Below are 25,962 nucleotides of genomic sequence, written 5' to 3'. Positions count from 1 at the left end.
ATTCAAAAGTTTGGCGATCATAGCGGCAGGGATACACCCGGTCACATTTCGAACCCGGCAGTTAAGTCTGCCTGCGCCTACGATACTTGGATTCGTCCCGGGAAAATAGGAAGCCGCCAAACTTTTTTTTCTTTTGCGTCTCCGTAGCTCAGCCGGTTAGAGCATCTGACTGTTAATCAGAGGGCCGTTGGTTCGAGTCCAACCGGGGACGCCATTCTTTTTATACCCCTTATCATCTAATTTCCTCCCTCGGAAGTTTTTTTTTGCTTTTTTTTCATTATACAGCTCTTCCATAAAAAGTAAACTATAGTGAATTTATAGTAAAACTAGTTTAAAATAGAACTCAAAAATTATGACTATTTTACTCAAACCATAAATTATATAATTTCTATCAGTTCAATTTTAAATAGGTTCGAGTACAATTAAAGGATTTTGTATTTTTCATTTTCTAAAGTAAAAATTTTATATTCTCCATTACCTATTAGCTTGCGTTCGTCTAAGTCATGAGCTTTTTTATTTTGAATATAATTAAAAAATAGTTCTAAGACTAATAAAATAGTGAATTTATTAAAAACTATTCTAAATAAAGAGTATGAAACTAATATTTTCAAATTTTAAACATATTTCAGTATAAATAGTTTGTCGTAACATTCTTTTATGTGGCTAAAATATATAAGCATAACGAGTTTTGATAAGTGAAGAAAAAAGTCGTAGACTGGATATAGAGGTTATTGTATAGTAATTCTTTCGCAATTTTAATTATTAGGACAAATCTTTACCACAAGATAAGGATTTGGAGCAATGAGTAGTCTTTTGAAAAAGATAAAGAGGAAATAAATTAATTTTTAGAGTTTGAGCAGTTGTTTTAAACTTTTTTGGGAAAAACATTATGTTTATTTTAATTGATATAGATAAGCAGTTTTTTAAAAAGTTGTGGAAGCTTTTGAAATCATTGGTACTTTGAAGGGCTTCTTCTTTTATATTAAAAAAATATAAAACAAAGTTGTAATAGTTGTTTTTATTTAGCTTTTTACTTAAAATGTAATTTAGTTAAATTGTGTTGTGAGATATAGTAAATTTATTTTAAGATTTAAGAAATAAAAAGTTGTAGGTGAATTATGAAAAATAATAATATTGTAATTATGTATGATATAATGAAAAATGTTAATAGAATTTATTTTAAGGCACAAAGTCTTGAAAATTCAGAAATGAAATGGAATTATAGTGGAAATGGAAACATAACAGTTACAAAAGATTGTGAAAAAGTTTATTTTTCTGAGGAAATAATTCTTAGTGATGGATTAAAATATTTTGATAAAAAATTATGGAATTTTATGGAAGATTGTATAGAGTTTTATAGATATAGAAATGGGGAATATGAAAAATATTTGAATTTTATTTAAAAAATGAAGAGTTTGTAGTAAAAAAGATTATTGGTGTAGTCCTGATTTATATTTTGGAAATATTAGAATTATTGGAGATAAGATATGTTTTTCTGTTAAAATTGAAGGTACTAGAAAAAATGAATTATTAGAGTATGTTTATTTTAGAGATTCTGAATTAGATATTTTATAAATTTTAAATTACTTACTGTGTTAGTAAAAATTTAAAACTTTTCATCTTAACTAGTTTCTTTACAAGATTTAGTATTACCTCTTGTTAGAAAATATTTTTTAATGAATTTGTTACGTAACTTGAATTTGATATAAATTAAGAAAAAATGTTGGAAATAGAATTAGATTAAAATAATACATTTTTATAATATGATATATATTTTAAATTTATTTTGAAACTTTTTATAAAAAAACTTAAACTGGCAATAAAAACGAGTTTGGAAATTTAGAAATAGTTATAAAATACTATTTGAATAAAATTTGGCTAAAAAATATACAGAAATCGAACAGGTTATATTTACTATGCTAAAATGAAAAGCAGTAAGAGGCTAATTGCTATTTGGATAAAAATAATAAAAAAATATAATATGAGATAAATGATATGTCAGAAAAATTTTAAATTTTGAAAGTATTAAAATAGCATAAGAGAAATTAACAATAGACTTGTTCGGCAACTTTATATTTTTTATCTCTAATAAGATATTTTATTCCCTTCAAAGCAATATTTATCTCACTGCAATTTCAAATTTAATATAATTATTGAACAGGTCTAATTTAAAAGTGTATGAAGGGATAAATATTTTTATAATCATAAGATTGTATAATATATTGTGATACATGAAAACCTTTGATAATTTTGTGTTAAAATGTTAATAATCACAAAAACATTAGTGAAAAGTAATATATCAAGAGACATAAATATTTTACCATAAATGAAAAAATAAACTAGAGATTCTGTTAAAAGAAAATTGCAAAATTTCTAAAATTGTTTGAATATTTAATAGATAGTGGGAGTGAGATAAAAAGAATCGATAGTGAATGCTTTTTTTAGATACTCAGTTAAATACCGATACAAAGGCTCCCAATAAGTGAAAAAATAAATTTTTGATAGAAAATAGGTTATGCAAAATAGAGTATTCTAATCAAATTATTGGCAAGGAATTAAAGAGAGGAATTATCCTTCAAAATTATCAACAAATAGGGATAAGGAATTTTCATGCAGAGAAGAAACAGAGAAGATTTCTGTTTTGTAGATTTTTATTGTTCATAGCAAAGACGCTGCGATGATAATGACAGAAATCTTCTAAGAGAATTTTAATTGATATATTAGCGATAAACATAGAAAAATTGATAAAAATCTTAATAATTATAAACTTAAGGCCAAAAAAATATTTAAATTATTCAATACAATTTGAAAAATTTTTGTATGAATTAATTTTAAAAAAATTTTAGGAAATGTAGAAATTAATATTGCAATTTAGGAATATAATTACTTGACATAATTGAAAAAAGTTATATAATAATAATAGGTTTGTTTTAATGAAAATTTAAATTTTTTGAAATTATTAAAGGAAGTGAATTAAATGCGTGTAATTGTTCTTAAAAATGCTGATGAAGTTGCAAAATGGAGTGCATACCAAATAGCTAAAAAAATATTGAAATTTAAACCTACAAAGGAAAAGCCTTTTGTATTAGGGCTTCCTACTGGTTCTACGCCACTTGCAACTTATAAGGAATTGATAAATTTGTATAATGAAAAAATTTTATCATTTGAAAATGTTGTGACTTTTAATATGGATGAATATGTGGGATTAAAGCCAGAAAATCCCCAAAGTTATCATTATTTTATGAATGAGAACTTTTTTAAATATATTGATATAAAAAAAGAAAATATAAATATTCTGAATGGATGTGCCGAAGATTTGGAAAAAGAATGTGAAGATTATGAGAACAAAATAAAGGCAGTAGGTGGAATACAGCTATTTTTAGGTGGAGTTGGAGAGGATGGACATATAGCATTTAATGAGCCTGGATCCTCACTTTCTTCACATACACGTGATAAAGAGTTGACTTATGATACAATCTTGGCAAATTCTAGATTTTTTGACAATGACATTGAAAAAGTGCCAAAACTGGCTTTGACAATAGGTGTAGGAACACTTATGGATTCAAAGGAAGTTATGATTCTTGCAAATGGCTACAAAAAGGCTCGTGCAGTTTATCATGGAGTAGAAGGTGGAGTAAATCATCTCTGGACAATTTCGGCTTTGCAGCTGCATAAAAGGGCTGTATTAGTAATTGATGAGATGGCAGCTTCGGATATAAAAGTAAAAACGTACAGGTATTTTAAAGAAATTGAGGCAAAAAATTTGAATTTGGAAGAATATAAAAAATATTTAATAGAATTAGCAAAATAGAGAGGAATTATTGAAATGATTATAAAGAATGCAAAGATATTTGATGGAGAAAAGTTTATTGACGAAGACACCGTTGTTTTGGAAGGAAAATTTATAAAGAAAGTAACGGATTTTTCATTGATTGATGAAAAAGAATTAGAAAATCAGGAATTGGTTGATGCCAAAGGGATGGTTTTGTCGCCAGGATTTATTGACTTGCAGATTAATGGATGTGGAGGAGTGCTGTTTAATGATGATATTTCACGAAAGACACTTGAGATAATGAATGAAACTAATAAGAGATACGGATGTACTTCGTTTTTGCCAACACTTATAACTTCTCCAGATGAGAAAATAGAAAAAGCTCTAAATCTTATGAATGAAATAAAAGATAAGGAAGAAATTGGAGTTTTGGGGCTTCACATAGAAGGACCTTATATAAGTGTTGAGAAAAAAGGAATTCATCGTCCTGAATATATAAGGGTTTTATCTGATGAAATGGTAGAAAAAATAGCGAATGCAGGACCTGAAGCTACAAAAATAATAACAATTGCACCTGAAAAGGCTAAAGTCGAACATCTTGAAATATTAAAAAAAGCAGGGATTAATATCGCTGTGGGGCATACGAATGCAACGTATAAGGAATGTATGGAAAAGAAAGACTATTTTAACTGTGCTACGCATTTGTATAATGCCATGAGAGCATTGGATTCAAGAGAGCCAGGAGTTGTAGGATTTTTATTCAATAATGACACTACAAACTGTGGGATAATAGTTGATGGGCTTCACATGGATTTTGCTTCTGTGGAAATTGCTAAGAAAATATTGAAAGATCGGCTTTATCTTGTGACAGATGCTGTTAGTCCCGCTGGAACTGATAATATGACAGAATTTATGTTTGAAGGAAATAGAGTTTTATATAAGGATGGTAAATGTGTTTCGCCAGAAGGGACACTAGGCGGATCAGCTTTAGTTATGATTGATGGAGTAAAAAATCTTGTGGAAAAAGTTCATGTTTCGCTAGAAGAAGCACTTAGAATGGCTACTTCTTATCCAGCAGAGGCTGTAGCTGTGGATGAAAAATATGGATTTATAAAGGAAGGATATTTTGCTGATTTAACATATTTTGATGAAAAGTTTAATATTAAGGGGACTGTAAGTAAGGGAAATTTAACAAAATACGAATAAGTTAAATTTAAAATTATGATATTTTGTTAGAATGTTAAATTTGTTTAATCTTGATTAATTCAGTATAAGGGAATAACAGTAAAACTGTTTTAAAACTCAAGTTAAAAGGCTGAATATATGTAATTAAAATTAATTCTATTTTGAGAAACTTGGACAATATGTGATAAAATTTAAAATTTTTAGAAAAAATTTTTAAAAATCTAAAAATATGTTAGAAAAATTTGAAAAAAAGTGCTTTTTTTGTTATACTTTAGTTGAAAAAATAGTTTAATAAAAAATCACTTTAAAACTAAATATAATTATTATTTATAATTTTATAAATTTGGTTTTTAAGTAGTTTTGTTATATTATTATTCGATTTTAAAGTTGTATTACTATGTGTGGAATAATAGGGATTTCTTGATTTGTTAAAGAAATCTAGGGAATAAAATATATTAAGGAGACAAAAGAAAATGAAATTGAATTTTAATTATCAATTTGCAAAAAATTTTTTTAATGAAAATGAATTGAAACAGATTAAACCGTATGTAGAATTGGCAAATGAAGTACTGACTTCAAAAAGTGGAGCAGGAAATGATTTTTTAGGATGGGTTGACTTGCCTGAAAACTATGATAAAGATGAATTTGCTAGAATAAAAAAAGCAGCTGAAAAAATTAAAAATGATTCAGAAGTTTTAGTTGTAATTGGAATTGGAGGATCGTATCTAGGGGCAAAGGCTGCAATTGAATTTTTGTCACACAGCTTTTACAATAACTTGCCAAAAGATAAAAGAAAAACTCCTGAAATTTACTTTGCAGGAACAAATATGAGCGGTGTTTATTTACAACATTTAATAGAAGTTGTCGGAGACAGAGATTTTTCAGTAAATGTAATTTCAAAATCCGGAACTACAACTGAGCCTGCGATTGCATTCAGAGTGTTCAAAAAAATGCTGGAAGAAAAGTATGGAAAAGAAGAAGCTGCAAAAAGAATATACGCTACAACAGATAAGGAGAAAGGAGCATTAAAAACACTTGCTACAACTGAAGGATATGAAACTTTTGTTGTACCTGACAATGTTGGAGGAAGATTTTCTGTATTGACTGCAGTAGGACTTTTACCAATCGCGGCGGCTGGAATTAACATTGATGAATTGATGGCTGGAGCAAAAGATGCAATGAATGACTTTGCAAATAAAAACATGGACGAAAATCAGGCTTTACAATATGCGGCTGTAAGAAATATTTTACATAGAAAAGGAAAAGACTTGGAATTAATGGTAAATTATGAGCCAAGAGTTCATTATTTGGCAGAATGGTGGAAACAATTATTTGGAGAATCTGAAGGAAAAGATGGAAAAGGATTGTATCCAACTTCGGCAGACTTTTCAGCAGACTTGCATTCATTGGGTCAATATATTCAGGAAGGAAAAAGATTATTCTTTGAAACAGTAGTTTCTATTGGAAAACCAGAAGTGGAATTTGTCATTGAAAGCGACAAGGATAACCTTGACGGACTAAACTTTATTGCTGGGAAAACATTGGATTATGTAAATAAAAAAGCAACTGATGGAGTAATTTTGGCACATATTGACGGAGATGTACCTAATTTAGGTGTAAACATTCCTGAAGCTACTCCTTATCATTTAGGATATACATTCTATTTCTTTGAAAAAGCATGTGGGGTAAGTGGATACCTTTTAGGTGTAAATCCATTTGATCAGCCAGGAGTGGAAGCATATAAGAAAAATATGTTTGCATTATTAGGAAAACCTGGATATGAAGAAGCTGGAAAAGAATTGGAAAAAAAATTGAACGAAGTTAAATAATTTAGGTAAATTGAAAAATTAATTTTACTAGGAAAGAAGGTGGCTGATTTGGGATATTTTTTTCAAGTCGCCATCTTTTGTTGTATATTTTGTGAATTTTGGAAAGGATGTAGAAAATGACAAAAGAAAATTTGTGGAAAAATTATACAGATGAGCAAAAGAAAGTGATTTTTGACTTTGCTGAAGATTATAAAAAATATTTGGATTCTGCCAAAACGGAGAGAGAATTTGTGGATTTGACAGAAAAGGAACTTAAAAAAAATGGCTTTGTCAATATTAATGAAAAAAGTGAATTGAAAAAAGGGGATAAAATTTATTTTAACAATAGAAATAAAAACATCATTGCAGTAATTATTGGAAATGATATAAAAAGCGGGATTAATATGATTGTCTCCCATGTGGATTCACCAAGACTGGATTTGAAGCCAAATCCGATAATGGAAGAAGAAGAATTTGCACTATTAAACACGCATTATTATGGTGGAATTAAAAAATATCAATGGGCCGCGACTCCACTTGCATTGCATGGTGTTGTTTTCTTAAAAAACGGAGAAAAAGTGACACTTTCTATTGGAGAAAAAGATGACGAGCCTGTATTCAGTATGCCTGATATATTGCCACATTTGTCTTACAATGTGCAGGATGAAAGAAAGGCAAGAGATGTTATTAAAGGTGAGGAACTAAAATTATTATTTGGAAATATGCCTTTAGATGATGAAAATGTAAATAAAAAAATAAAGCAGTTTGTGCTTGATAAATTGAAAAAAGATTATGGAATAGAAGAAGATGATTTCTTTACAGCGGAGCTGGAAGTTGTGCCGGCTGGGAAATTGCGGGATGTGGGGCTTGATAAGAGCATGATTGGAGGATATGGTCAAGATGACAGAATTTGTGCATATACTTCGCTTAGAGCCTTGTTTGATGTGAAGGAAACTGAAAAAACTGTTATGATTTATTTGACAGATAAAGAAGAAATTGGAAGTGAAGGTTCTACGAGCTTGAAGTCAACATTGCCTGAATATGTTGTTGGAAAAATGCTGTCACTTACAGAAAAAAATTACAATGATCAGATATTGAGGGAAACTTTATGGAACTCAAAAGCATTGTCATCAGATGTTACGGCTGCGTTAAATCCTGTATTTAAGTCAGTTCATGATTCAGAAAATGCAGCAAGACTGTCTTATGGACTGGCATTTGCAAAATATACAGGAAGCCGTGGAAAAGCTATGGCAAACGATGCTGATGCAGAATTTATTCAGGAAATAAGACAAATATTTGACAAAAATGAGATTAAATATCAGTCGGGTGGCTTTGGAAAAGTAGATGAAGGTGGTGGAGGAACAGTTGCTAAGTTCTTGGCTTACTACGGAATCAGAACGATAGATGCAGGGCCTGCACTTTTATCAATGCACTCTTTATTTGAAATCTCATCAAAAGCGGATTTGTATGAAACATACAGAGCATATAAAGTATTTTTTGAGTTAAATTAGGGAGAGTAGATAATTAGGAGAAAAAATGGGCTATAAAATTATAATTTATAAAGATAATAAATTCTACAAGGAAGAGAATTTAAAACAACATTGGGAAAATTTTATATATAAATGGGGAAATGTCGAGTCAGGAAGTTATTTTTTTGAAATAAAGGATGAGGAAAGTGGAGTAATAAGTGGTGTGACTTACAGCCATACAGCACCTTTTGCAAAAAGATTTGAGGCAGTAGTGGATGAAAACTTGCCGCCAAAATCAATAACTGGATTTCAAAAAGGAATAGATATTTATGTAGAATATTCTCCCTCAAAAAAGATATTTTCATTAACTAAAATGAAATTTTACAGAATGAATTTGGATATTGCTGATTTTGGACTGGAAAAGGCGGATAAAGTTCAAATTGCAGGTAACTTTAATAACTGGAAGCCTGATACAGAACCTATCCATCATTTTGAAGGAACAAACTATAAAGTAGTACTTGCTTCGCCTGAAGGAGTTTATGAATATAAATATCTGATTGATGGAAAATGGTATCCTCAGAATGAAAATAGAAAACTGGTTATTGGAGAAAATGGAGCATTGTTTCCTCAAGGAGATTTTGGAACTGGAAAATTTGTGTATGAAGCAATTGATAAAAATACTGATTTGAAGGCGATAGTACATGATTATAACAGTTTGCAATATTTTAATAAATTGTCGGATAGTGAATATGAATTTAAAATAAGAACTCAGATGAACGATGTGGAACGTGCCTACATTAGTGTAGTTCTACATGAGGAAGATAGTTATGAGATGATTTATGAACTGGAAAGATATCAGGATAAGACAAATGGATTCGATTATTTTGAAAGAATAATAAATTTTGGTAAAGAAGCCAAAAAGCTTTTGTATTATTTTATTCTTGAAGACAATGGATCAAGAGCATATTTTAACGGGGAAACATTGAGCTATAGCAAACCAAAGAGATTAATTGTGAATACGACTTCTAAGGATATACAGTTATTTGATGTACCAAACTGGGCAAAAGAAGCAATCTGGTACAATATTTTCCCAGACAGGTTTTACAATGGAAATCATTATAATGATCCGATTTTTAATGAATTTGGACCAGAAGCATTTAAGCCAAATAGACTTCATGAACAAAATTTTGTAGAAGAATACAAATGGGAAAAAAGTAATAACGTGCGTAGTCAGTTTGATAGAAACAGATGGACTGCTGACTTTAGGGAACAGGTAATTTGGGAAAAATTGGGTGAGCGTGAAATTGACTACAGCTTGAAATATGCTAGAATGTATGGTGGAGATTTGCAGGGAATAAAAGAAAAAATACCATACATGAAGGAATTGGGAATTAATGCAGTATGGCTAAATCCAGTATTTTTCTCATATCAAAACCATAAATATGGAGCAAATGACTTTAGACATATTTCACCAGACTTTGGAACGATAAAGACAAGTGGAAAAACTCATGGTGTGGAAATTAATAAAAACAATAAATATGGGAATAAGTCGTATGTGGATGTACTTAGAAATAAGGCTTCGACAAGTAGCGAGCTAAAACTTCTGCAAGTAAACCTGAATGGTGAAAATCGTGGGAAAAATGGTTATGGGGAAACAGAAGATCCGTCAACTTGGGTTTGGACAGAATCAGATTTGATAATGGTAGATTTGATAAAGGAATTTCATAAAAATGGTATCCGTGTAATATTTGACGGGGTTTTCAATCATAGCAGCAATGAACACTGGACATTTAATATGGTACTTGCGGATGGAGAAAATTCTAAATACAAGGACTGGTATAAATTTACAGATTTTGGAGAACATGTCCCAATTACAGATGAAATGAATGAAGAGCAGGCATTTGAAACTTTAATTGCAAATAGAAAGAGAACTGCTTACAACGCTTGGGCAGGATTTGATTCACTTCCTGAATTTAACACATTTAATCAGGAGTACAAGGAATACATTTTCAATATTACAAGAAAATGGATGTATGGGCCTGACGGAAAAGAAAGTGAAAACTGGATGGAGGATGACGGGATTGACGGATGGCGACTAGATGTGCCAAATTGTCTTGAAAATCAGAATTTCTGGAATGAATGGCGTGAGGTCGTAAAGGGTAGCAAAAAAGATTCATACATAACTGCTGAACTTTGGGGAAATGCTTCGGCCGATATTAATGGTGGAAATAAATTTGACACTGTAATGAATTATGAATGGTTAAAAACAGTCATTGGCTTCTTCATAAATCAAAGTCATGAAGGTGGAGTAAGATATAAACTGAAAGCACAGGACTTTTTCAATGAACTTAGAGAAAAAAGAACATGGTATCCATATCAGGCATTGCAGGCAAGTCAGAACTTAAACGGTTCACACGATACCGACAGGCTTTATTCAAGAATTGTAAATGATGTACTTGGAAGAAATTTGGAAGAAGGAAAACAGCTAGAAAAAGGGTATAATGGAATTCGTCCAGATTTAGCTTCAAATTATCATCCAAACACAACAATAGACTGGCGAAACATTTTAATTAAGCCAAAAGATATACTAAAATTAATTTCAATATTCCAAATGACTTATATTGGAGCACCAATGTTATTTTATGGTGATGAAGTGGGAATGTGGGGAGCAACAGACCCATATTGCCGAAAGCCGATGTTATGGAATGAATTTTTGTATGATGATGAAAAAAATCCATCTCATGTTAACCAAAACGAAATTTATGAGCAAAAAGTCGATCGTGATTTATTTGAATGGTATAAGAAATTAATAAAAATCCGTCTTGAAAATAAAACACTTGTTTATGGTAAGTTTAGAGAAGTGTTTGCTGACAACGACAGAGACATAATTGCATATGAAAGAATAATTGAGGATCATTCGATTATTGTTATAATAAATAATTCATTTAACAGCTGGGAAAATATTGAATTTGAGACAAATTATCAAGATGAGAGATTTATTGACCTGGTAACAGAAGGCAGAACATTCAGAACAAGTTCGGCTGGGAAAATTAAATTCGATTTAAAAGCCAAGGAAGGGATGATTTTGCGAAAAGTTAGGATAGATGGAGACTATGAATAAAAATATTATCCATAAAATATAAAAAAAATAGGGAGCTAAATTTATTGGCTCCTTATTTTGTATAAATTTTATTTTTTAGAAAAAATAGTAAATAAAAAACAGCCCATGAGAAAGAGGTATAAGGACTGCCTTTTATGACCAATTTTTTCTTCAGTTGTGATATATGAAAAGATTAATAATACTAATAATATTAACAGGATAATTATAACAAAAAATTCAAAAAAAATCAATACCTTAATAAATAATTTTTATCTAGTTCAATTAATACTATAATATTGTTATTTTTTTCGTTTTATGATAAACTATTCAAGTATAAATATTTTTTTAAAACATTTTTTGGGGGAAAAATGAGGGGGAGTAAAAGAGAGTTAGTGTTGGAACAAGATATGGCCGAAGAGCAGGAGAAAGGGCATAGAGAAAGGTTAAGGCAGCGTTTTTTATCTACTGGGACAAAAGGTTTTTTGGATTATGAACTTTTAGAATTGTTGTTAACCTATATAGTTATTAGAAAAAATTGTAGAGGAATCGCTAAGAGCCTCTTAAAGAAATACGGTGATTTATATACGATTTTAAAACAGCCGGAAGAAGAATTGCGAAAAAATAAATATATGACTGAGAGAGCAATTGTATTTTTTAAACTTTTATTTGAAATTATAGAAAGTGAACTTTATAAAAAAGTACATAATAAAAAAATTACATTGTCAAGTAATATTAAATTATTGAATTATTTAAAATTTTCTCTTTTAAATAGAGACGTTGAAGTATTTAAAGTATTATTTCTGAATACTCAAAATGAATTGCTGAAGGAAGAGGAGCTATTTTATGGGACTATTGATAAAAGTACAGTTTATATTCGTGAATTAGTAAAAAAAATTTTAGAATATAATGCAAAAGCAGTGATTTTAGTACATAATCATCCATCAGGCTCTTTGAGACCATCAGAATCTGATATTTTATTGACAAAGAAAGTAAAGGAAGTTTTTGAAAGTCTGGAAATACGTTTGCTTGATCATTTAATAATAAGCGAGAAAGGATATTTTAGTTTTTTAGAAGGTGGGATATTATGAATATAATAAATATAAAATTTAGAAAAACAAAAAAAGTTTATCCGTTTATGATAAATGAAACAGAGAATTATAAAAAAGGGGATTATGTTCTTGTAGACACAATCCGTGGAGAACAGATAGGAATAGTTTTAGGAGTTGCATTAAATAAAGAAAATAGTGAACAGAATGATTTGAAAATTAGAGAAGTTAAAAGAAAATTATCAAAAAAGGAAATAGAAAAATTATCTGAGTTAGATAAAAAAGCTGATGACGCATATTTTAAGTGTAAAAAAATTGTTAAAAAACTTCTTCCTGAAATGAATCTTGTTATTGGTGAATATACATTTGATGAAAGTAAGTTAATATTCTATTTTACAGCGAACAATAGGCTTGATTTTAGAGAACTAGTAAAGGAAGTGAATAAAACTTTTAAAAAACGGGTAGAGTTTTATCAAATTAAAACAAATGATGAAGGTAGAATTTTGTCTGCTTTTGGAAAATATGGAAGAGAAATATATTGGTAGTATTTTAGAAAGGAAATAAAAATATATTATTTAAATTACTAAGTTTTTTTAATTTTATCAATTTAATTTTGAGAATTTTTGAATATTGATAGAAATTTTTGAAAAAGAGTTGAAATATTAAATAATATATGATATACTTATCAAGTAATAAAATACGTGGTCGCATAGCTCAGTTGGGAGAGCACCTGCCTTACAAGCAGGGGGTCACTGGTTCGAGCCCAGTTGTGACCACCATTTATTTGGAGGTGTAGCTCAGTTGGTTAGAGTGCTTGCCTGTCACGCAAGATGTCGCGAGTTCGAGTCTCGTCACTTCCGCCATTATGCCCAGATAGCTCAGTCGGTAGAGCAAGGGACTGAAAATCCCTGTGTCCGTGGTTCGATTCCGCGTCTGGGCACCATTTTTAAAACAAAATATATTTTATTATATTAAATACAATTTGTTAGAGATAATAAATTGTATTTTTTACTTATAACAGAATATAAGTTTCTTTTTTGAAAATATATAGTAAAACTAGTTTAAAACAAAACTCAAAAATTATGACTATTTTACTCAAACCCTAAATTATATAATTTCTATCAGTTTAACTTTAAATGGGTTCGAGTATAAATTGATAGATATCAATACATTTAAAAAGTTCTAAAAGAATATAATTCATTAGTCATAATAAATTTTTACTGATTAAATTTGGAATGATGTCAGTTATAGTATTATTACTCAAAGAAAAAAATATATATATATAAACATATCTATAAGAGCTATGTTGTATAATTAATTATCATTTAGAGGTAGTATGCTTTTAAAATGATAAATATTTATTTGTAGAGAAAAATCGCAAAGGAGATTTTTAGAAAAGAAAGGTGATTGACTATGAAAAAGACATTAATTGGTTTATTTTTAGTTTTAGGAGCAGCTTCATTCGCAGATGCTGGAAAAATTGAAGCAAAAGGTGGATTAGATTTAGGTGGTAAATACCATTATGGAAAAAACTACAAAAATCAAAAAACTAAAAACAGTTCTGGAGAAGTAGGAGTTGAATATAGAAATGAAGTAACTTCAGGATTAGAATTAGGTGGAGGTACTGCATTCCAATTCCACAAAGATTTGAAAGATAAAGTTTCAGGACAAAACTTGAAAAACTATAATTCAATACCTGTATATGGAACAGCTAAATATACATTTGATACACAAACTACTGTTAAACCTTATGTTAAAGGTGACTTAGGATATTCATTCAATAATGGAGATCATGATTATGGTAGATTAGGTAAATATAAAGCAGAAGGTGGACTTTACTACGGTGTAGGTGGAGGAATCAACTTCAACAACGTAAATGTGGAACTTATGTATAAAGAAAATAAAGGTAAATATGAATATGAAGGGCCTTTAGGTGTTAAATCTAAATATAATGCTAACTACAGAAGAGTATCTCTTGGTGTAGGTTATGATTTCAATTTAGGAAATTAATATTTAATCAATAAAAAATAGATAGTATTTTTGCTACCACGATATGTGGTAGTTTTTTTTTAAAAAAATAATTAGATAAGCAAAATATTTTTTTATCAAAATTAATATCGGTTTATATTAATAATTTTGGTGATTGTGAAGATTTTATTTTTATTGGTTTTATTAAAAAAAAGTTTGAGCATACAATAAATTTTTAAAAATAATTTCATTTCTTTACCCTTTTATGATATAATATTAGACATAAGTAAGTGAAAGTTTGTTTTAGATTAATAGTAATAGTATTTTATTTGATATTTATTATATGTTTTTCTAACAATGCTTTGACGATGCAAAGAATTTAAGAGAGAAAGGATGATGAGAGTATGAAAAAAATATTTCTGGTGATGTTGTTAGTCACGGCATTTATCGTTGGCTGTGGGAAAAAATCAGCTGATGAAAATGTTATAAAAATAGGAGTTATTGCACCGCTTACTGGAAATTATGCACAATACGGAACTGCAGTAAAAGAAGGTGTTGAACTTAAAGTAGATGCTATTAATAATGCAGGTGGAATTAATGGAAAAAAAATTGAGCTTGTCATTGCAGATAGTAAAGGAGACGTTCAGGAATCAGTGAATGCATTTAAAAAAATGGTTTCACAGGATAAAGTGAGTGTTGTAATTGGAGAAGTTGTATCAGCTACATCACAAGCTATTTCAGGACTTGCACAGCAAGCAAAAGTACCTTTGATTTCAGCAACTGCTACAAGTCTTGATGTCACAAAAGGAAAAGATTTTGTATTTAGAACTACATTTACAGATCCTTATCAAGGAACTGCTACTGCAAAATACGCAAAAGCTAAAGGTGTAAAATCAATTGCAATTTTAACAAATTCTTCAAATGATTATTCTGTAGGAATTGCAAACGCATTTAAAGAACAAGCTAAAAAAGATGGAATAACTATTACTGAAGAAAAATATACAAATGATGATAAAGATTTTAAAGCGATTTTAACAAAAGTAAAAGGACAAAATCCGCAAGCTATCTTCATACCTGATTATTACAATACAATTGGGTTAATTATTTCTCAAGCAAAAGATTTGGGAATAACAGCTCAATATTTTGGTGGAGATGGATGGGACGGAATTCAGACTAATTTTGGAGCAGTTGCAGAAGGAGCAATTTTTGCAAGCCAATTTTCTCCAGAAGATAAAGCTGAAAATGTTCAGAAATTTATGAAAGATTACCAAGCTAAGTTTCATAAAGAACCAATAATGTTTGCCGCACTTGGATATGACACAGTGGAAATTGTGGAAGCTGCATTGAAATCAGCAAAAGATTTGACAGGGCCATCTATAAGAGAAGCTATGAATGGAGTTAGTGGAATTGATCTTATAACTGGAAAATTAAAATTTGATGCAGATAGAAATCCTGAAAAAGCAGTTACATTTATTGAAGTAAAAGGTGGAAAACTTACATTAAAAGAAAAATTTTAATTTAAAAAATAAATTAATTATAAAAATATAGCAGAGGAGAACAACAATGAAAAAAATATTATTTTTAGTTTCATTATTGGCATTATTTGTGCTAAGCTGTGGAGCAAAAGCATCTAAGGACAAGAATGTTATAAAAGTTGGTGTTATAGGAGCATTAACTGGAAACGTGGCACAATATGGAACAAGTACAATAAATGGATTTAAATTGAAAGTAAAAGAAATAAACGCTGCTGGCGGAATTAATGGTAAAAAAATTGAAATTGTAGAAGCAGATAGTAAAGGTGATGTACAGGAAGCAATTAATGCATTTAAAAAAATGGTTTCACAAGACAAAATTGATATCTTTGTAGGAGAAGTTACATCTGGACCATCTCTTGCAATTGCACCGCTTGCACAACAAGCTAAAATTCCTATGATTACAGCAACTGGAACTGCATTTGATATTACAAAAGGAAAAGATTATGTATTTAGAACTACATTTACAGATCCTTATCAAGGTGTTGTTGTTGCAAAATATGCAAAATCAAAAGGGCGTAAAAATGTTACAGTTTTAACAAATACAGGAAGTGATTATTCTGTAGGGCTTGCAAACGCATTTAAGGAACAAGCTAAAAAAGAAGGAATTCAAGTAAAAGAAGAACAATATACTGCTGATGACAAAGACTTTAGAGCATTACTTACAAAAGTAAAAGGATATAATCCTGAAGTAATTTTTGTACCTGATTACTACAACACAATTGGATTAATCTTGACACAAGCAAAAGAACTTGGAATAAACGCTCAATTTATGGGTGGAGATGGATGGGACGGAATCCAGACTAACTTTGGAAAAGTTGCTAATGGAGCAGTTTTCGCAAGTCAGTTTGCACCAGATGATCCTGATCAAAATGTACAAAAATTCATCGCTGCATACAAAAATGAATATAAAATAGATCCAATTATTTTCGCTGCTTTAGGATATGATACAGGAACTATTTTAGAAACAGCATTAAAAAATGTTTCTGACTTGTCTTCAAAAGATGCAATAAGAGAAGCAATCAAAAAATTTGACGGTACTTTAGTTACTGGTTCATTAAAATTTGATGCAGAAAGAAATCCTGAGAAAAAAGTTACATTTATTGAAGTGAAAGACGGAAAACTTACATTGAAGGAAAAATTCTAGAAATAATATAGAAAATAATAATTATTATAAAGTTCGGTTGTTAGGAGAAGTTTTCTTTCTTCTAACACTCTGGAACTTTTTTTATCTAAAAAGAAGAAATTAATTTGGGTAAATATACGTAAGCAGCTTTAAGATTATACTAATTTTTTGAATACAAGTAAGGAGTATAGTTTTAAGGTTGCCTAAGTATATGAGTAGAAAATAAACGTATAAGTAAAAAGTATGAGGAGTTTTTAAATATGTTAAAGAGCTTTATTGAACAGACTATTAACGGACTGCAGACTGGAAGTATTTATGCCCTTATTGCGTTGGGATATACAATGGTTTATGGTATCGTTAAACTTATAAATTTTGCACATGGAGATATACTTATGGTGGGAGCTTATGCTACGCTTATCGCTGTGTCAAATGGAATGCCATTAATACTGGCTATTGTTTTGTCAATTATTTTATGTGCTATTATGGGAGTTGTAATTGATTTTTTTGCATATCGTCCAATTAGAAATGCGCCTAAAATTTCGGCACTTATTACAGCAATTGGAATGAGTTTTTTGCTAGAAAGTTTGGCACTTATAATATTTGGAGCAAATCCAAAAGTTATTGATCAGAAATATATACCAGCATTTTTATCAAACAACAACAAGATTAATTTAGGATTTTTAAGCATCAGCATGCTTACAATATTTGTAATTGTAGTTACTTCAGTTTGTATGATTGCCTTAAATTTATTTATTAAAAATACAAAATTAGGAAAAGCAACGAGAGCAGTTTCACAGGATACAGGAGCGGCACAGCTTATGGGAATTAATGTAAACAAAACTATTGCTATAACATTTGCGATTGGTTCTGGACTTGGGGCGTTAGGTGGAGCATTGTATGCGATTGTTTATCCGCAAATTGAGCCATATATGGGAATGCTGCCAGGATTGAAGGCATTTATTGCAGCTGTATTTGGAGGAATAGGAAGTATTCCAGGGGCTATGGTTGGTGGATACGTCTTAGGGCTTCTTGAAGCATATGTAAAAGGTTCATCGCTTACAACTTGGGCAAATCCTATTGTATTTGGTGTACTGATATTAATACTAATTTTTAGACCAAATGGGCTATTTGGAAAGAATATGAAGGAAAAAGTATAATTTGAAAGGAGGAAAATGGGAAATATGGAAAAAACTAATAAAGATGTAAAAGCAAAAAATATAGATAGTGCAGAAAAAAAGCATAAAGAAACAAAAGAATATAAATGGCAAAATTTGAACTATTTTAACAAATTAAAAGTAAAAAATTATGTTGTTACATTTATTTCAATAATTGCACTTTATATCGTCCTAAGCTTTACTTTTGATCCAAATGATGCTTTCAGTTATACAAAAGGAATATATATAAACGTATTAATTTTTGTTTTATTTGCAGTAAGCTTAAACATAACGGTTGGGCTTATGGGACAGCTTAATTTGGGGCAAGCTGGATTTATTGCAATTGGTGGATATTCAGCGGCATTTATTTCAAAAATACTCGTAAATTATAATTTACCGCCATTTTTACAGTTAATACTGGTATCATTGTTTGGAGGGCTGGTTGCGGCTGTATTTGGATTTCTTGTTGGTGGAAGTACGCTAAGGTTAAGAGGGGATTATCTTGCAATTATTACTTTAGCATTTGGAGAAATTGTAAAATATATTATTCAAAATCTGGACTTTTTAGGTGGAGCAACTGGACTTAACAATATTCCAACAATTCTAGATTTTTCAAATACATATTTCATTGTAGTTATCTCGATTATTATAATCGCAATGGCAATGACTTCTCGAAAAGGGAAAGAGATTCTGTCAATTAGAGAAGATGAAATTGCGGCAGAAAATATAGGAATCGGCTTAAATCGTGTAAAACTTTATGGATTTGCTTTTTCAGCATTTTTTGCTGGAGTTGGAGGATCGTTATTTGCTCATAATATTGGAATTTTGACACCAGATAAATTTGGATTTTTATTCTCAATAGAAATTCTTGTTATGGTAGTGTTAGGTGGACTTGGAAGTATTACGGGAGCGATTATCGCTGCAACGATTTTGACACTTCTAAATGAAAGATTGAGAGATGTTTCGCAGTTTAGATACTTAGTTTATGCAATTATATTGATTTCATTAATGATTTTCCGTCCAAAAGGAATTTTTGGTACGAAGGAATTTACATTTGCAGGAACAAAGAGAAGAATTAATAAACTTAGAAATTATAGAAATAACAAGAATTAAAAAAATGAAAAGTTAGAATTAAATATTTTTGATAAATATAAAAATGAAGTAAAATAGGAGATAAAATATGTCATTATTAAAAACGACAGATTTGGGAATATCTTTTGGAGGTCTAAGAGCTGTTGATAATGTTAATATTGAAATTAAGGAAGGTGAGCTAGTTGGATTAATTGGTCCAAATGGAGCTGGAAAAACAACAATATTTAACTTGCTGACAGGTGTTTACAAACCTACTGACGGGGATATTTCTATAAATCAGATTAGTATAAATAAAAAAACTACTCCACAGATAGTTGCTTTGGGAGTTGCCAGAACATTTCAGAATATAAGGCTATTTAAAGAATTAACAGTGCTTGATAATGTAAAGCTGGCACTTAACAGCAGTATGAAATATAACACTTTTGAAGCGATTTTTAGACTTCCTAGATTTTGGAAGGAAGAAAAGGAAATAACAGATAAGGCACTTGATTTACTGGATATTTTTGATATGGCTGAAATGGCAAATATTACAGCTGGAAACTTGTCTTATGGACAGCAGAGAAAATTGGAGATAGCAAGAGCTTTGGCAACAAATCCAAAATTATTGCTGCTGGATGAGCCTGCAGCAGGAATGAATCCAAACGAAACAAAAGAACTAATGAATACAATCAGCTTTATAAGAAATAAATTTAAAATTGCAATCCTGCTAATCGAGCATGACATGGACTTAGTAATGGGAATTTGTGAAAGACTTTATGTGCTAAATTTTGGGAGAATTATTGCTTCAGGTCTTCCTGATGAGATTCAAAATAATAAAGAAGTTATTGCAGCTTATTTAGGAGAATAAAATTTAAGAAGAAATTAAATAAAATTAGCAAAAAGGAGGAAAAGTGAATATTTTAAATGTAAATGATTTAAATGTATATTATGGCGGAATTCATGCTATAAAAAACATTTCATTTCAGATAAAAAAAGGTGAAATCGTTTCTCTAATTGGTGCAAATGGTGCAGGAAAAACATCTACACTTCACGCTATTTCAGGGCTTGTACCAATAAAATCGGGAGAAATTTCCCTAAGTGGGGAAAATGTAACTAACATTGATGCTTACAAGCTTGTCAGCCGTGGAATGGCACATGTTCCAGAAGGACGTAGAATCTTTACAGAATTAACTGTACTGGAAAATTTGGAAATGGGAGCATTTACAAGAAACGATACAGATCAAATAAAAAAAGATATGGAACATATGTTCACACTGTTTCCACGACTTGCCGAACGTAAAAAACAGCTGGCAGGAACAATGAGTGGAGGAGAACAGCAAATGCTGGCAATGGCAAGAGCCTTAATGTCAAATCCTTCACTACTATTGCTAGATGAGCCGTCAATGGGACTAGCACCATTATTAGTACAAGAAATTTTCAACATAATTGTAAGAATTAATAAAGAAGAAAACGTAACAGTGCTGTTAGTGGAACAAAATGCCAATATGGCACTATCAATTGCAGACAGAGGCTACGTTCTGGAAACTGGAAAAATAATTCTGGAAGGAACAGGAAAGGAACTGCTTACAAATCCTGAAATTAAGAAGGCTTATCTTGGAGGATAAAATTAAGAAATTAGAATATTTGTTTTTGAAAACTGTCTTGAAAAGTTTTTTGGCTTTTTGGGATGGTTTTTTTGTTTTGGATAAGTTTTGAGAGAAGAAAAAAACTGGGAGAAGTCCCAGTAGAGTGTACTTTTTTTAAATAAAATTATATTAATCTGCTAATAAGAGTCCTAATACTTTGTACCCAAAAATAATAGTATTAGTTAGTGTTATGAAATAGCCAATCTAGCCATGCTTTCGTATTTTTTTCTGTGGTTGAATCAAGTCTTTTTGCATTTTTAGACTTTAATAGAGCATTTAATTCACTTTCTGAAAGGACTTGATAACGATTTCTCTCATATTTTTTTCCATTTTTTATTTCTGTACCTGGATCCATCATCCCAAACATAATATTAAAGCTGTATGAAGTTGCAGTAGGTATATTTTCATTTCGACGACTTTTTATAACATATTGTTTTGTTGTTGTATAGGTTAATACAGGATATCCTTGATTATCATAAGAAGTGACTTCATCAATAGGAGTATAAGAAATCTTATATTTTTTTCCAACTAAAAGAACATTAATAAAATAATTAAGTTTTTCCCATTTAGTATTTTCTCCGTCAAAATCATCTGGATATTGTCCAAAAAACCAGTCTTTCTGATTGGAAATATAAACCTGTGTTTTAGGCGAAAAGAAACTATCGACTTCCTGTTCTGTTATTTCTCCAAAACTGAAACTCCCTAAAATAAATATTAGCATTAAAACAAATTTTTTCATAATTTAGCCCTTCTTTATTACTGAATTTTTAGATAATCTATTCTGTAATATTTTACTTCAAAAAAATTCAAAAATCAATATTTTGTGTTAGAATATTAAAAGTAAAATCATGTTTTAATTTAGATTTTTTAGCAACTTCTGTTTATATGGACTTTTCCTCGTATTTCCTGTATAATATTAATATAAAGCACCAGTTTTACAGGAAGGGAATTTATGTTACATTTTGCAAATGATTATACGCAAGGGGCTTGTCAAGAGATTTTGGATGCGATTGTTAAGACTAATTTTGAGAATTTGTCTGGATACGGAGCTGATAAATATTGTGAAAGTGCAAAAGCAAAAATTAGGAAAGCTTGTGAATTGGAAAATGCAGATGTTTATTTTTTAGTTGGTGGAACACAGACTAACGCAGTTGTGATAAATTCAATGCTACAGTCTTATGAAGGTGTAATTGCGGCTGAAACGGGGCATATTAGCGTGCATGAAGCTGGAACATTGCTTGGAGAAGCAGTTGTTTTTACCAAAAATAACACACCAAAGAATTTTGTAACAAGGATAAAGCAACAAGGGGCATTACTTGCTAAGGGATGGCTGCTTAGAGTACAGTTTGACACATTATTTTCAAATGATTTGTACAAAAGGATTGGAAAACATACGATAGATTTATCTGAAAAATTAAAAAATATTCTGCACAAAAAAAATTACAGATTTTATCTTGAATCACCTACAAATCAGCAATTTATCATAATTGAAAATATAAAAATGGAAGAATTGGAAAAAAAAGTAAGTTTTTCATTCTGGGAAAAGTATGATGAAAAACACACAGTGATAAGACTGGTAACAAGCTGGGCAACTACAGAAAAAGATTTGAATGAATTAGTAAAATTATTATAAATAGAGAAAGTGAGAGGATTTTATGAATTATAAATTAATTGCAACTGATATGGATGGAACATTGCTGGATGAAGAACATAATATAACAAAGGAAAATATTGAGACGATTATTAAAGTTCAGAAAGAAAAAGGAGTTAAATTTGTGCTTGCAAGTGGTAGACCTAGCTATGCTATGCTTGATTATGCAAAAGAGCTTCAGATGGATAAGTATGAAGGATATGTGCTAGCATTTAACGGTGGTGAATTAATTGATATGAAGACAAATGAAGTAATTTTTCACGAAGGGCTTGGAAAAAAGGATATTGAAAACGTTTATAAAGTTTCAAAGGAAATAAATGTTCCAATGATTTTGTACGTTGGAGATACGGTTTATGGAACAGAAGCAACAGATGAAGTATTATTTGAGGTAAGTCAATGTAATATGAAATTTAAAAAATTTGATAAACTTTCTGAACTTGAAGAAAAAGGAATTGATAAAACTACAAAATGTATGATTGTTGGTAAGCCAGAAGAAGTATTAATAGCTGAAGAACACATGAATAAAGTTCACGGAAACGATTATTTTATCGCCATTTCAAAACCAATCTTCCTAGAAATTGCCAACAAAAATGTGGATAAAGGAAAAACATTAAAAAAACTGGGAGAAATTGAAAATATAAAGCCTGAAGAAATGATTGCAGTTGGTGACAGTGCGAACGATAAGCCGTTGCTGGAGTACGTAGGAATGCCTGTGGCTGTGGAAAATGCCATTCCTGAAATTAAGGAAATAGCTAAATTTATTTCTACATCAAATGTAGAGCATGGATTGAAAACTACAATTGAGGAGTTTTTTGAATTTTAAAACTATAAAATTTGTACAGGAATTATCGAGAAAAAAGTCGAAAAATCATATACATATTTTCTTTTAATTTTGAAGTTTATGGTGAAAGGGATATGTATAGTCCTGACTATGAAATGGAACTTTTGGTTCTGATTGTCCTTAACAGTTTCTATTTTTTAACAGGATTTAATATTAGATTATTTTGTTTAATAATAGTTTTTACTATTTTTATTATATTTAAGTTGGTAATAACCTTATAAAATTAAAATTACTTTTGTTAAAAGCAAGTTTTGTCTTTTGCTGTAAAATTGAAATTCGAGAAGCGGGGTTATAAAGGCATAGTGTCTGATGCCCTTATATAAAAAAAACTAAATAAATGTCGTAGACTAGCCATAGGTTGTAGGATTTGCGGCAATGAGCAATCCTACGAAAATAAAAAGAAAAAATATAATAATATAAGAAAATATTTATTAATCAAAGTATCTAAAAAATAATTTAATTGAATGATTATAAATTAGTTATTAAATATCCCCATTATAAAAATATATTCCTATTTTTAAATGGGGATTTAGTATTATTATTAATTTTATTCAATAAGTTCTAAAAACTTTGTAAAATATCAAAAAGTTAAAAATCACACTTTTTACATTTACATTGCTTCTAATGCTATTTTTTAAATTTATCAGTTTTTTTAAATCTTCAGACCCCACAGAATGTTTTACATTTATAATAATTTTTGAAAGGAAATTTATTAGAAATTCCTTTTCCTTTTTAGTTCACTTTCGATTTCATTTATAAAAAAATATACATTTTCAATATCCCAGAAACGTATTCGATGTGATAACAATTGAATACTTTTATTATATTTTATCGTTAAATCCAGATTATTTTTTATAACCAGTTCTCCAGTTGTGTAATTTTTCATTTCAAAAATAATTTGTAAAATATCTTCCACAGTGTTAATTTGAAACTGAATATTATCAAGTGAGAGATTTTGCCTTTTAAATTCTAAAATATCGTTTTCATTTCCATCAAAGAAATAGTAGATTTCTTTGCTTACACCCAGTTCATCGTTATTCATTCCAGATAGATGAAATTTGATTGTACGGGATTTTATTGTGGAAATGATGTTTAATGTTCTTGATAGAAGTATGAAATATACGTTTTGTGGTGGCTCTTCCAAGATTTTTAAAAGTGCGTTTGAAGATTCTTTTCGTAAATTTTCAATTCCGCACAGAATAAATATTTTTTTTGGCGAATTAAAAGAAGATTCTATTGATGAATAGATGATTTCACGCACTTCGTCAATTTTTATGTTTTCATTATTTTTATTTATTATTTCAATGTCAGGATGCTGGAAGTTATCAATAATCCGTTCAATTTTTTCTTTTTCAGCTTCATTCTGCACATTCTTTGTCATAATCATCTTTGAGAACATTAGTGCATAAGAAAGCAAGTCAACTCTCTTATCGCCATAAAAGAGGTAACTTGCACTTATTTTATCTTGATTTATTTCATTTTTAAATTTTTCAGTTATTTCCTGTAATTTCATTTTTTCTCTTTTTCTCTTTTTTTGTTAACAGCAAATATTAATTTTCTCTCATTTGAAGAGTTCTTAATAATTTTTTGTTGTCAAATGCGGCTCCTCCACCTAAAACCACTGAATCTAGTGGATTTGGAGATAAGAATACTTTGATTCCAACTTCTTTTTCCATCATATCAATAAAGTTTTTGATTAATGAACCTCCACCAGTCATTACAATTCCATTATCTAAAATGTCTGCTGCCAATTCAGGAGGACATTTTTCAAGAACTTCTTTTGTAGAGTTTACAATTTGGAATAAAGAATCTTCAATAGCTTCGTAAATTTCATTTGCGTTGATTTCTACAGTGTTAGGAATACCAGATTCTAAATCTCTACCTTTTATTTCCATAACTTCAGGCGACTGAACTTTTAATGCTGTAGCCATTTCTTTTTTAATTTTTTCAGCAGTTCTGTCTCCAATTAGTAAGTTGTATTTTCTTTTTACATATCTCACGATATCTTCATCAAATCTGTTTCCAGCGATTCTAATTGATTTACTTGCGATAATTTCATCAAGTGAAAGAATTGCAATATCAGTAGAACCTCCACCTATATCAATTACCATGCTTCCTTCAGGTTGTGAAATATTTACGCCTGAACCAATGATAGCGGCTCTTCCCTCTTCAATAATATATATTTTTTTAGCACCTTTTACTGCATCAAACAAGGCTTTTCTTTCTACACTTGTAACTTCAATTGGTACACAAATCATTACTTCTGGCTTGAACAATGAATTTCCATAAATCTTATGAATAAAATATGTAATCATTTCCTTTGTTGAGTCAATATCTGCAATAACTCCGTCTTGTAAAGGTTTGATAGCTTCGATGCTGTCAGGAGTTTTTCCTAACATTTCTCTAGCTTCTCTTCCAACTGCAATTAATTTTCCAGTTTTTCTATCTTTTGCAACCACAGATGGTTCATTCAATACTATTTTTTTCTTTTGCTTATCGTAAATTAATATATTTGCAGTTCCCAAGTCTATTGAGATACTTTTGTTTACTCTAAATATTTTTACAAAATCAAATACGCCCATTTTTCCTCCTA

At 29.8% G+C, this 25,962-nt stretch carries 20 protein-coding genes, 4 tRNA genes and 1 rRNA gene; 22 read left to right on the top strand and 3 right to left on the bottom strand.

What is annotated here, in order from left to right:
• The first annotated feature begins 9 nt into the window (after positions 1-9).
• The 20 genes from rrf (at position 10) to FVE75_RS09775 (ending at position 20,856) form a co-directional block, all read left to right on the top strand.
• Positions 10-122: ribosomal RNA gene (gene rrf, locus FVE75_RS09875) — 5S ribosomal RNA — on the top strand.
• 15 nt (positions 123-137) lie between these two features.
• Positions 138-214: transfer RNA gene (locus FVE75_RS09870), tRNA-Asn, on the top strand.
• 904 nt (positions 215-1,118) lie between these two features.
• Complete coding sequence (locus FVE75_RS09860; RefSeq protein ID WP_147006281.1) at positions 1,119-1,403, top strand: hypothetical protein; 285 nt, start codon at positions 1,119-1,121, stop codon at positions 1,401-1,403.
• 1,574 nt (positions 1,404-2,977) lie between these two features.
• Complete coding sequence (gene nagB / locus FVE75_RS09855; protein WP_147006280.1) at positions 2,978-3,811, top strand: glucosamine-6-phosphate deaminase; 834 nt, start codon at positions 2,978-2,980, stop codon at positions 3,809-3,811.
• A gap of 15 nt (positions 3,812-3,826) precedes the next feature.
• Positions 3,827-4,978 (top strand): N-acetylglucosamine-6-phosphate deacetylase, encoded by a 1,152-nt coding sequence (gene nagA / locus FVE75_RS09850; RefSeq protein ID WP_147006279.1) that lies wholly within the window; start codon positions 3,827-3,829, stop codon positions 4,976-4,978.
• 452 nt (positions 4,979-5,430) lie between these two features.
• Positions 5,431-6,786: a glucose-6-phosphate isomerase gene (locus FVE75_RS09845; RefSeq protein ID WP_147006278.1), complete on the top strand. Its 1,356-nt coding sequence runs from the start codon at positions 5,431-5,433 to the stop codon at positions 6,784-6,786.
• 116 nt (positions 6,787-6,902) lie between these two features.
• On the top strand, positions 6,903-8,276 hold the full coding sequence (locus FVE75_RS09840) for an aminopeptidase (RefSeq protein ID WP_147006277.1): 1,374 nt from the start codon (positions 6,903-6,905) through the stop codon (positions 8,274-8,276).
• Positions 8,277-8,301: 25 nt separating this feature from the next.
• Entirely contained in the window at positions 8,302-11,355 is a 3,054-nt protein-coding gene (locus FVE75_RS09835; RefSeq protein ID WP_147006276.1) for an alpha-amylase family glycosyl hydrolase, read from the top strand.
• A 347-nt stretch (positions 11,356-11,702) separates the two neighbouring features.
• A complete protein-coding gene (radC, locus tag FVE75_RS09830; RefSeq protein WP_147006275.1) occupies positions 11,703-12,422 on the top strand; it encodes a RadC family protein in 720 nt (239 codons plus the stop codon).
• Positions 12,419-12,925 (top strand): PSP1 family protein, encoded by a 507-nt coding sequence (ricT, locus tag FVE75_RS09825; RefSeq protein WP_147006274.1) that lies wholly within the window; start codon positions 12,419-12,421, stop codon positions 12,923-12,925. Before radC ends, ricT begins: the two co-directional genes overlap by 4 nt.
• 158 nt (positions 12,926-13,083) lie before the next feature.
• Positions 13,084-13,159 (top strand) — tRNA-Val (locus FVE75_RS09820).
• A gap of 7 nt (positions 13,160-13,166) precedes the next feature.
• Positions 13,167-13,243, top strand: a tRNA-Asp gene (locus tag FVE75_RS09815).
• Positions 13,244-13,247: 4 nt separating this feature from the next.
• Positions 13,248-13,323, top strand: a tRNA-Phe gene (locus FVE75_RS09810).
• Between the two features lie 470 nt (positions 13,324-13,793).
• Entirely contained in the window at positions 13,794-14,390 is a 597-nt protein-coding gene (locus FVE75_RS09805) for an outer membrane beta-barrel protein (protein WP_147006273.1), read from the top strand.
• Between the two features lie 362 nt (positions 14,391-14,752).
• The gene (locus tag FVE75_RS09800; RefSeq protein WP_147006272.1) at positions 14,753-15,865 is read left to right on the top strand and encodes an ABC transporter substrate-binding protein; all 1,113 of its coding nucleotides are present in this window, start codon (positions 14,753-14,755) and stop codon (positions 15,863-15,865) included.
• Positions 15,866-15,911: 46 nt separating this feature from the next.
• Positions 15,912-17,027, top strand: a complete 1,116-nt coding sequence (locus FVE75_RS09795; protein WP_147006271.1) for an ABC transporter substrate-binding protein — start codon at positions 15,912-15,914, stop codon at positions 17,025-17,027.
• 239 nt (positions 17,028-17,266) lie between these two features.
• The gene (locus tag FVE75_RS09790) at positions 17,267-18,163 is read left to right on the top strand and encodes a branched-chain amino acid ABC transporter permease (RefSeq protein ID WP_147006270.1); all 897 of its coding nucleotides are present in this window, start codon (positions 17,267-17,269) and stop codon (positions 18,161-18,163) included.
• 24 nt (positions 18,164-18,187) lie between these two features.
• Complete coding sequence (locus tag FVE75_RS09785) at positions 18,188-19,273, top strand: branched-chain amino acid ABC transporter permease (RefSeq protein WP_147006476.1); 1,086 nt, start codon at positions 18,188-18,190, stop codon at positions 19,271-19,273.
• Between the two features lie 67 nt (positions 19,274-19,340).
• Entirely contained in the window at positions 19,341-20,099 is a 759-nt protein-coding gene (locus tag FVE75_RS09780; protein WP_147006269.1) for an ABC transporter ATP-binding protein, read from the top strand.
• A gap of 43 nt (positions 20,100-20,142) precedes the next feature.
• Positions 20,143-20,856 (top strand): ABC transporter ATP-binding protein, encoded by a 714-nt coding sequence (locus FVE75_RS09775; protein ID WP_026745746.1) that lies wholly within the window; start codon positions 20,143-20,145, stop codon positions 20,854-20,856.
• A 199-nt stretch (positions 20,857-21,055) separates the two neighbouring features.
• Here the strand turns inward: FVE75_RS09775 and FVE75_RS09770 are convergent, their stop codons facing one another.
• Positions 21,056-21,616 (bottom strand): hypothetical protein, encoded by a 561-nt coding sequence (locus FVE75_RS09770; protein WP_147006268.1) that lies wholly within the window; start codon positions 21,614-21,616, stop codon positions 21,056-21,058.
• A gap of 213 nt (positions 21,617-21,829) precedes the next feature.
• Here FVE75_RS09770 and FVE75_RS09765 point away from each other — a divergent pair, with 213 nt between their 5' ends.
• Both FVE75_RS09765 and FVE75_RS09760 read left to right on the top strand, forming a co-directional pair.
• The gene (locus FVE75_RS09765) at positions 21,830-22,510 is read left to right on the top strand and encodes a beta-eliminating lyase-related protein (RefSeq protein ID WP_147006267.1); all 681 of its coding nucleotides are present in this window, start codon (positions 21,830-21,832) and stop codon (positions 22,508-22,510) included.
• A 22-nt stretch (positions 22,511-22,532) separates the two neighbouring features.
• Complete coding sequence (locus tag FVE75_RS09760) at positions 22,533-23,351, top strand: Cof-type HAD-IIB family hydrolase (RefSeq protein ID WP_147006266.1); 819 nt, start codon at positions 22,533-22,535, stop codon at positions 23,349-23,351.
• Positions 23,352-24,081: 730 nt separating this feature from the next.
• Here the strand turns inward: FVE75_RS09760 and FVE75_RS09755 are convergent.
• Positions 24,082-24,882 (bottom strand): ATPase, encoded by an 801-nt coding sequence (locus FVE75_RS09755; protein ID WP_232052541.1) that lies wholly within the window; start codon positions 24,880-24,882, stop codon positions 24,082-24,084.
• Between the two features lie 37 nt (positions 24,883-24,919).
• On the bottom strand, positions 24,920-25,951 hold the full coding sequence (gene mreB / locus FVE75_RS09750) for a rod shape-determining protein (RefSeq protein ID WP_147006265.1): 1,032 nt from the start codon (positions 25,949-25,951) through the stop codon (positions 24,920-24,922).
• Positions 25,952-25,962: the final 11 nt, after the last annotated feature.

It is taken from the genome of Leptotrichia hongkongensis, from assembly GCF_007990635.1.
In the GTDB taxonomy this organism is placed as follows: Bacteria; Fusobacteriota; Fusobacteriia; order Fusobacteriales; family Leptotrichiaceae; genus Leptotrichia; species Leptotrichia hongkongensis.
This window is presented reverse-complemented; position numbering and strand designations above follow the sequence as displayed.

Coding starts and splice junctions, on each gene's coding strand:
- FVE75_RS09860 (WP_147006281.1), top strand. CDS start 1,119: ATGAAAAATAATAATATTGTAATTATGTATGATATAATGAAAAATGTT.
- nagB (WP_147006280.1), top strand. CDS start 2,978: ATGCGTGTAATTGTTCTTAAAAATGCTGATGAAGTTGCAAAATGGAGT.
- nagA (WP_147006279.1), top strand. CDS start 3,827: ATGATTATAAAGAATGCAAAGATATTTGATGGAGAAAAGTTTATTGAC.
- FVE75_RS09845 (WP_147006278.1), top strand. CDS start 5,431: ATGAAATTGAATTTTAATTATCAATTTGCAAAAAATTTTTTTAATGAA.
- FVE75_RS09840 (WP_147006277.1), top strand. CDS start 6,903: ATGACAAAAGAAAATTTGTGGAAAAATTATACAGATGAGCAAAAGAAA.
- FVE75_RS09835 (WP_147006276.1), top strand. CDS start 8,302: ATGGGCTATAAAATTATAATTTATAAAGATAATAAATTCTACAAGGAA.
- radC (WP_147006275.1), top strand. CDS start 11,703: ATGAGGGGGAGTAAAAGAGAGTTAGTGTTGGAACAAGATATGGCCGAA.
- ricT (WP_147006274.1), top strand. CDS start 12,419: ATGAATATAATAAATATAAAATTTAGAAAAACAAAAAAAGTTTATCCG.
- FVE75_RS09805 (WP_147006273.1), top strand. CDS start 13,794: ATGAAAAAGACATTAATTGGTTTATTTTTAGTTTTAGGAGCAGCTTCA.
- FVE75_RS09800 (WP_147006272.1), top strand. CDS start 14,753: ATGAAAAAAATATTTCTGGTGATGTTGTTAGTCACGGCATTTATCGTT.
- FVE75_RS09795 (WP_147006271.1), top strand. CDS start 15,912: ATGAAAAAAATATTATTTTTAGTTTCATTATTGGCATTATTTGTGCTA.
- FVE75_RS09790 (WP_147006270.1), top strand. CDS start 17,267: ATGTTAAAGAGCTTTATTGAACAGACTATTAACGGACTGCAGACTGGA.
- FVE75_RS09785 (WP_147006476.1), top strand. CDS start 18,188: ATGGAAAAAACTAATAAAGATGTAAAAGCAAAAAATATAGATAGTGCA.
- FVE75_RS09780 (WP_147006269.1), top strand. CDS start 19,341: ATGTCATTATTAAAAACGACAGATTTGGGAATATCTTTTGGAGGTCTA.
- FVE75_RS09770 (WP_147006268.1), bottom strand. CDS start 21,616: ATGAAAAAATTTGTTTTAATGCTAATATTTATTTTAGGGAGTTTCAGT.
- FVE75_RS09765 (WP_147006267.1), top strand. CDS start 21,830: ATGTTACATTTTGCAAATGATTATACGCAAGGGGCTTGTCAAGAGATT.
- FVE75_RS09760 (WP_147006266.1), top strand. CDS start 22,533: ATGAATTATAAATTAATTGCAACTGATATGGATGGAACATTGCTGGAT.
- FVE75_RS09755 (WP_232052541.1), bottom strand. CDS start 24,882: ATGAAATTACAGGAAATAACTGAAAAATTTAAAAATGAAATAAATCAA.
- mreB (WP_147006265.1), bottom strand. CDS start 25,951: ATGGGCGTATTTGATTTTGTAAAAATATTTAGAGTAAACAAAAGTATC.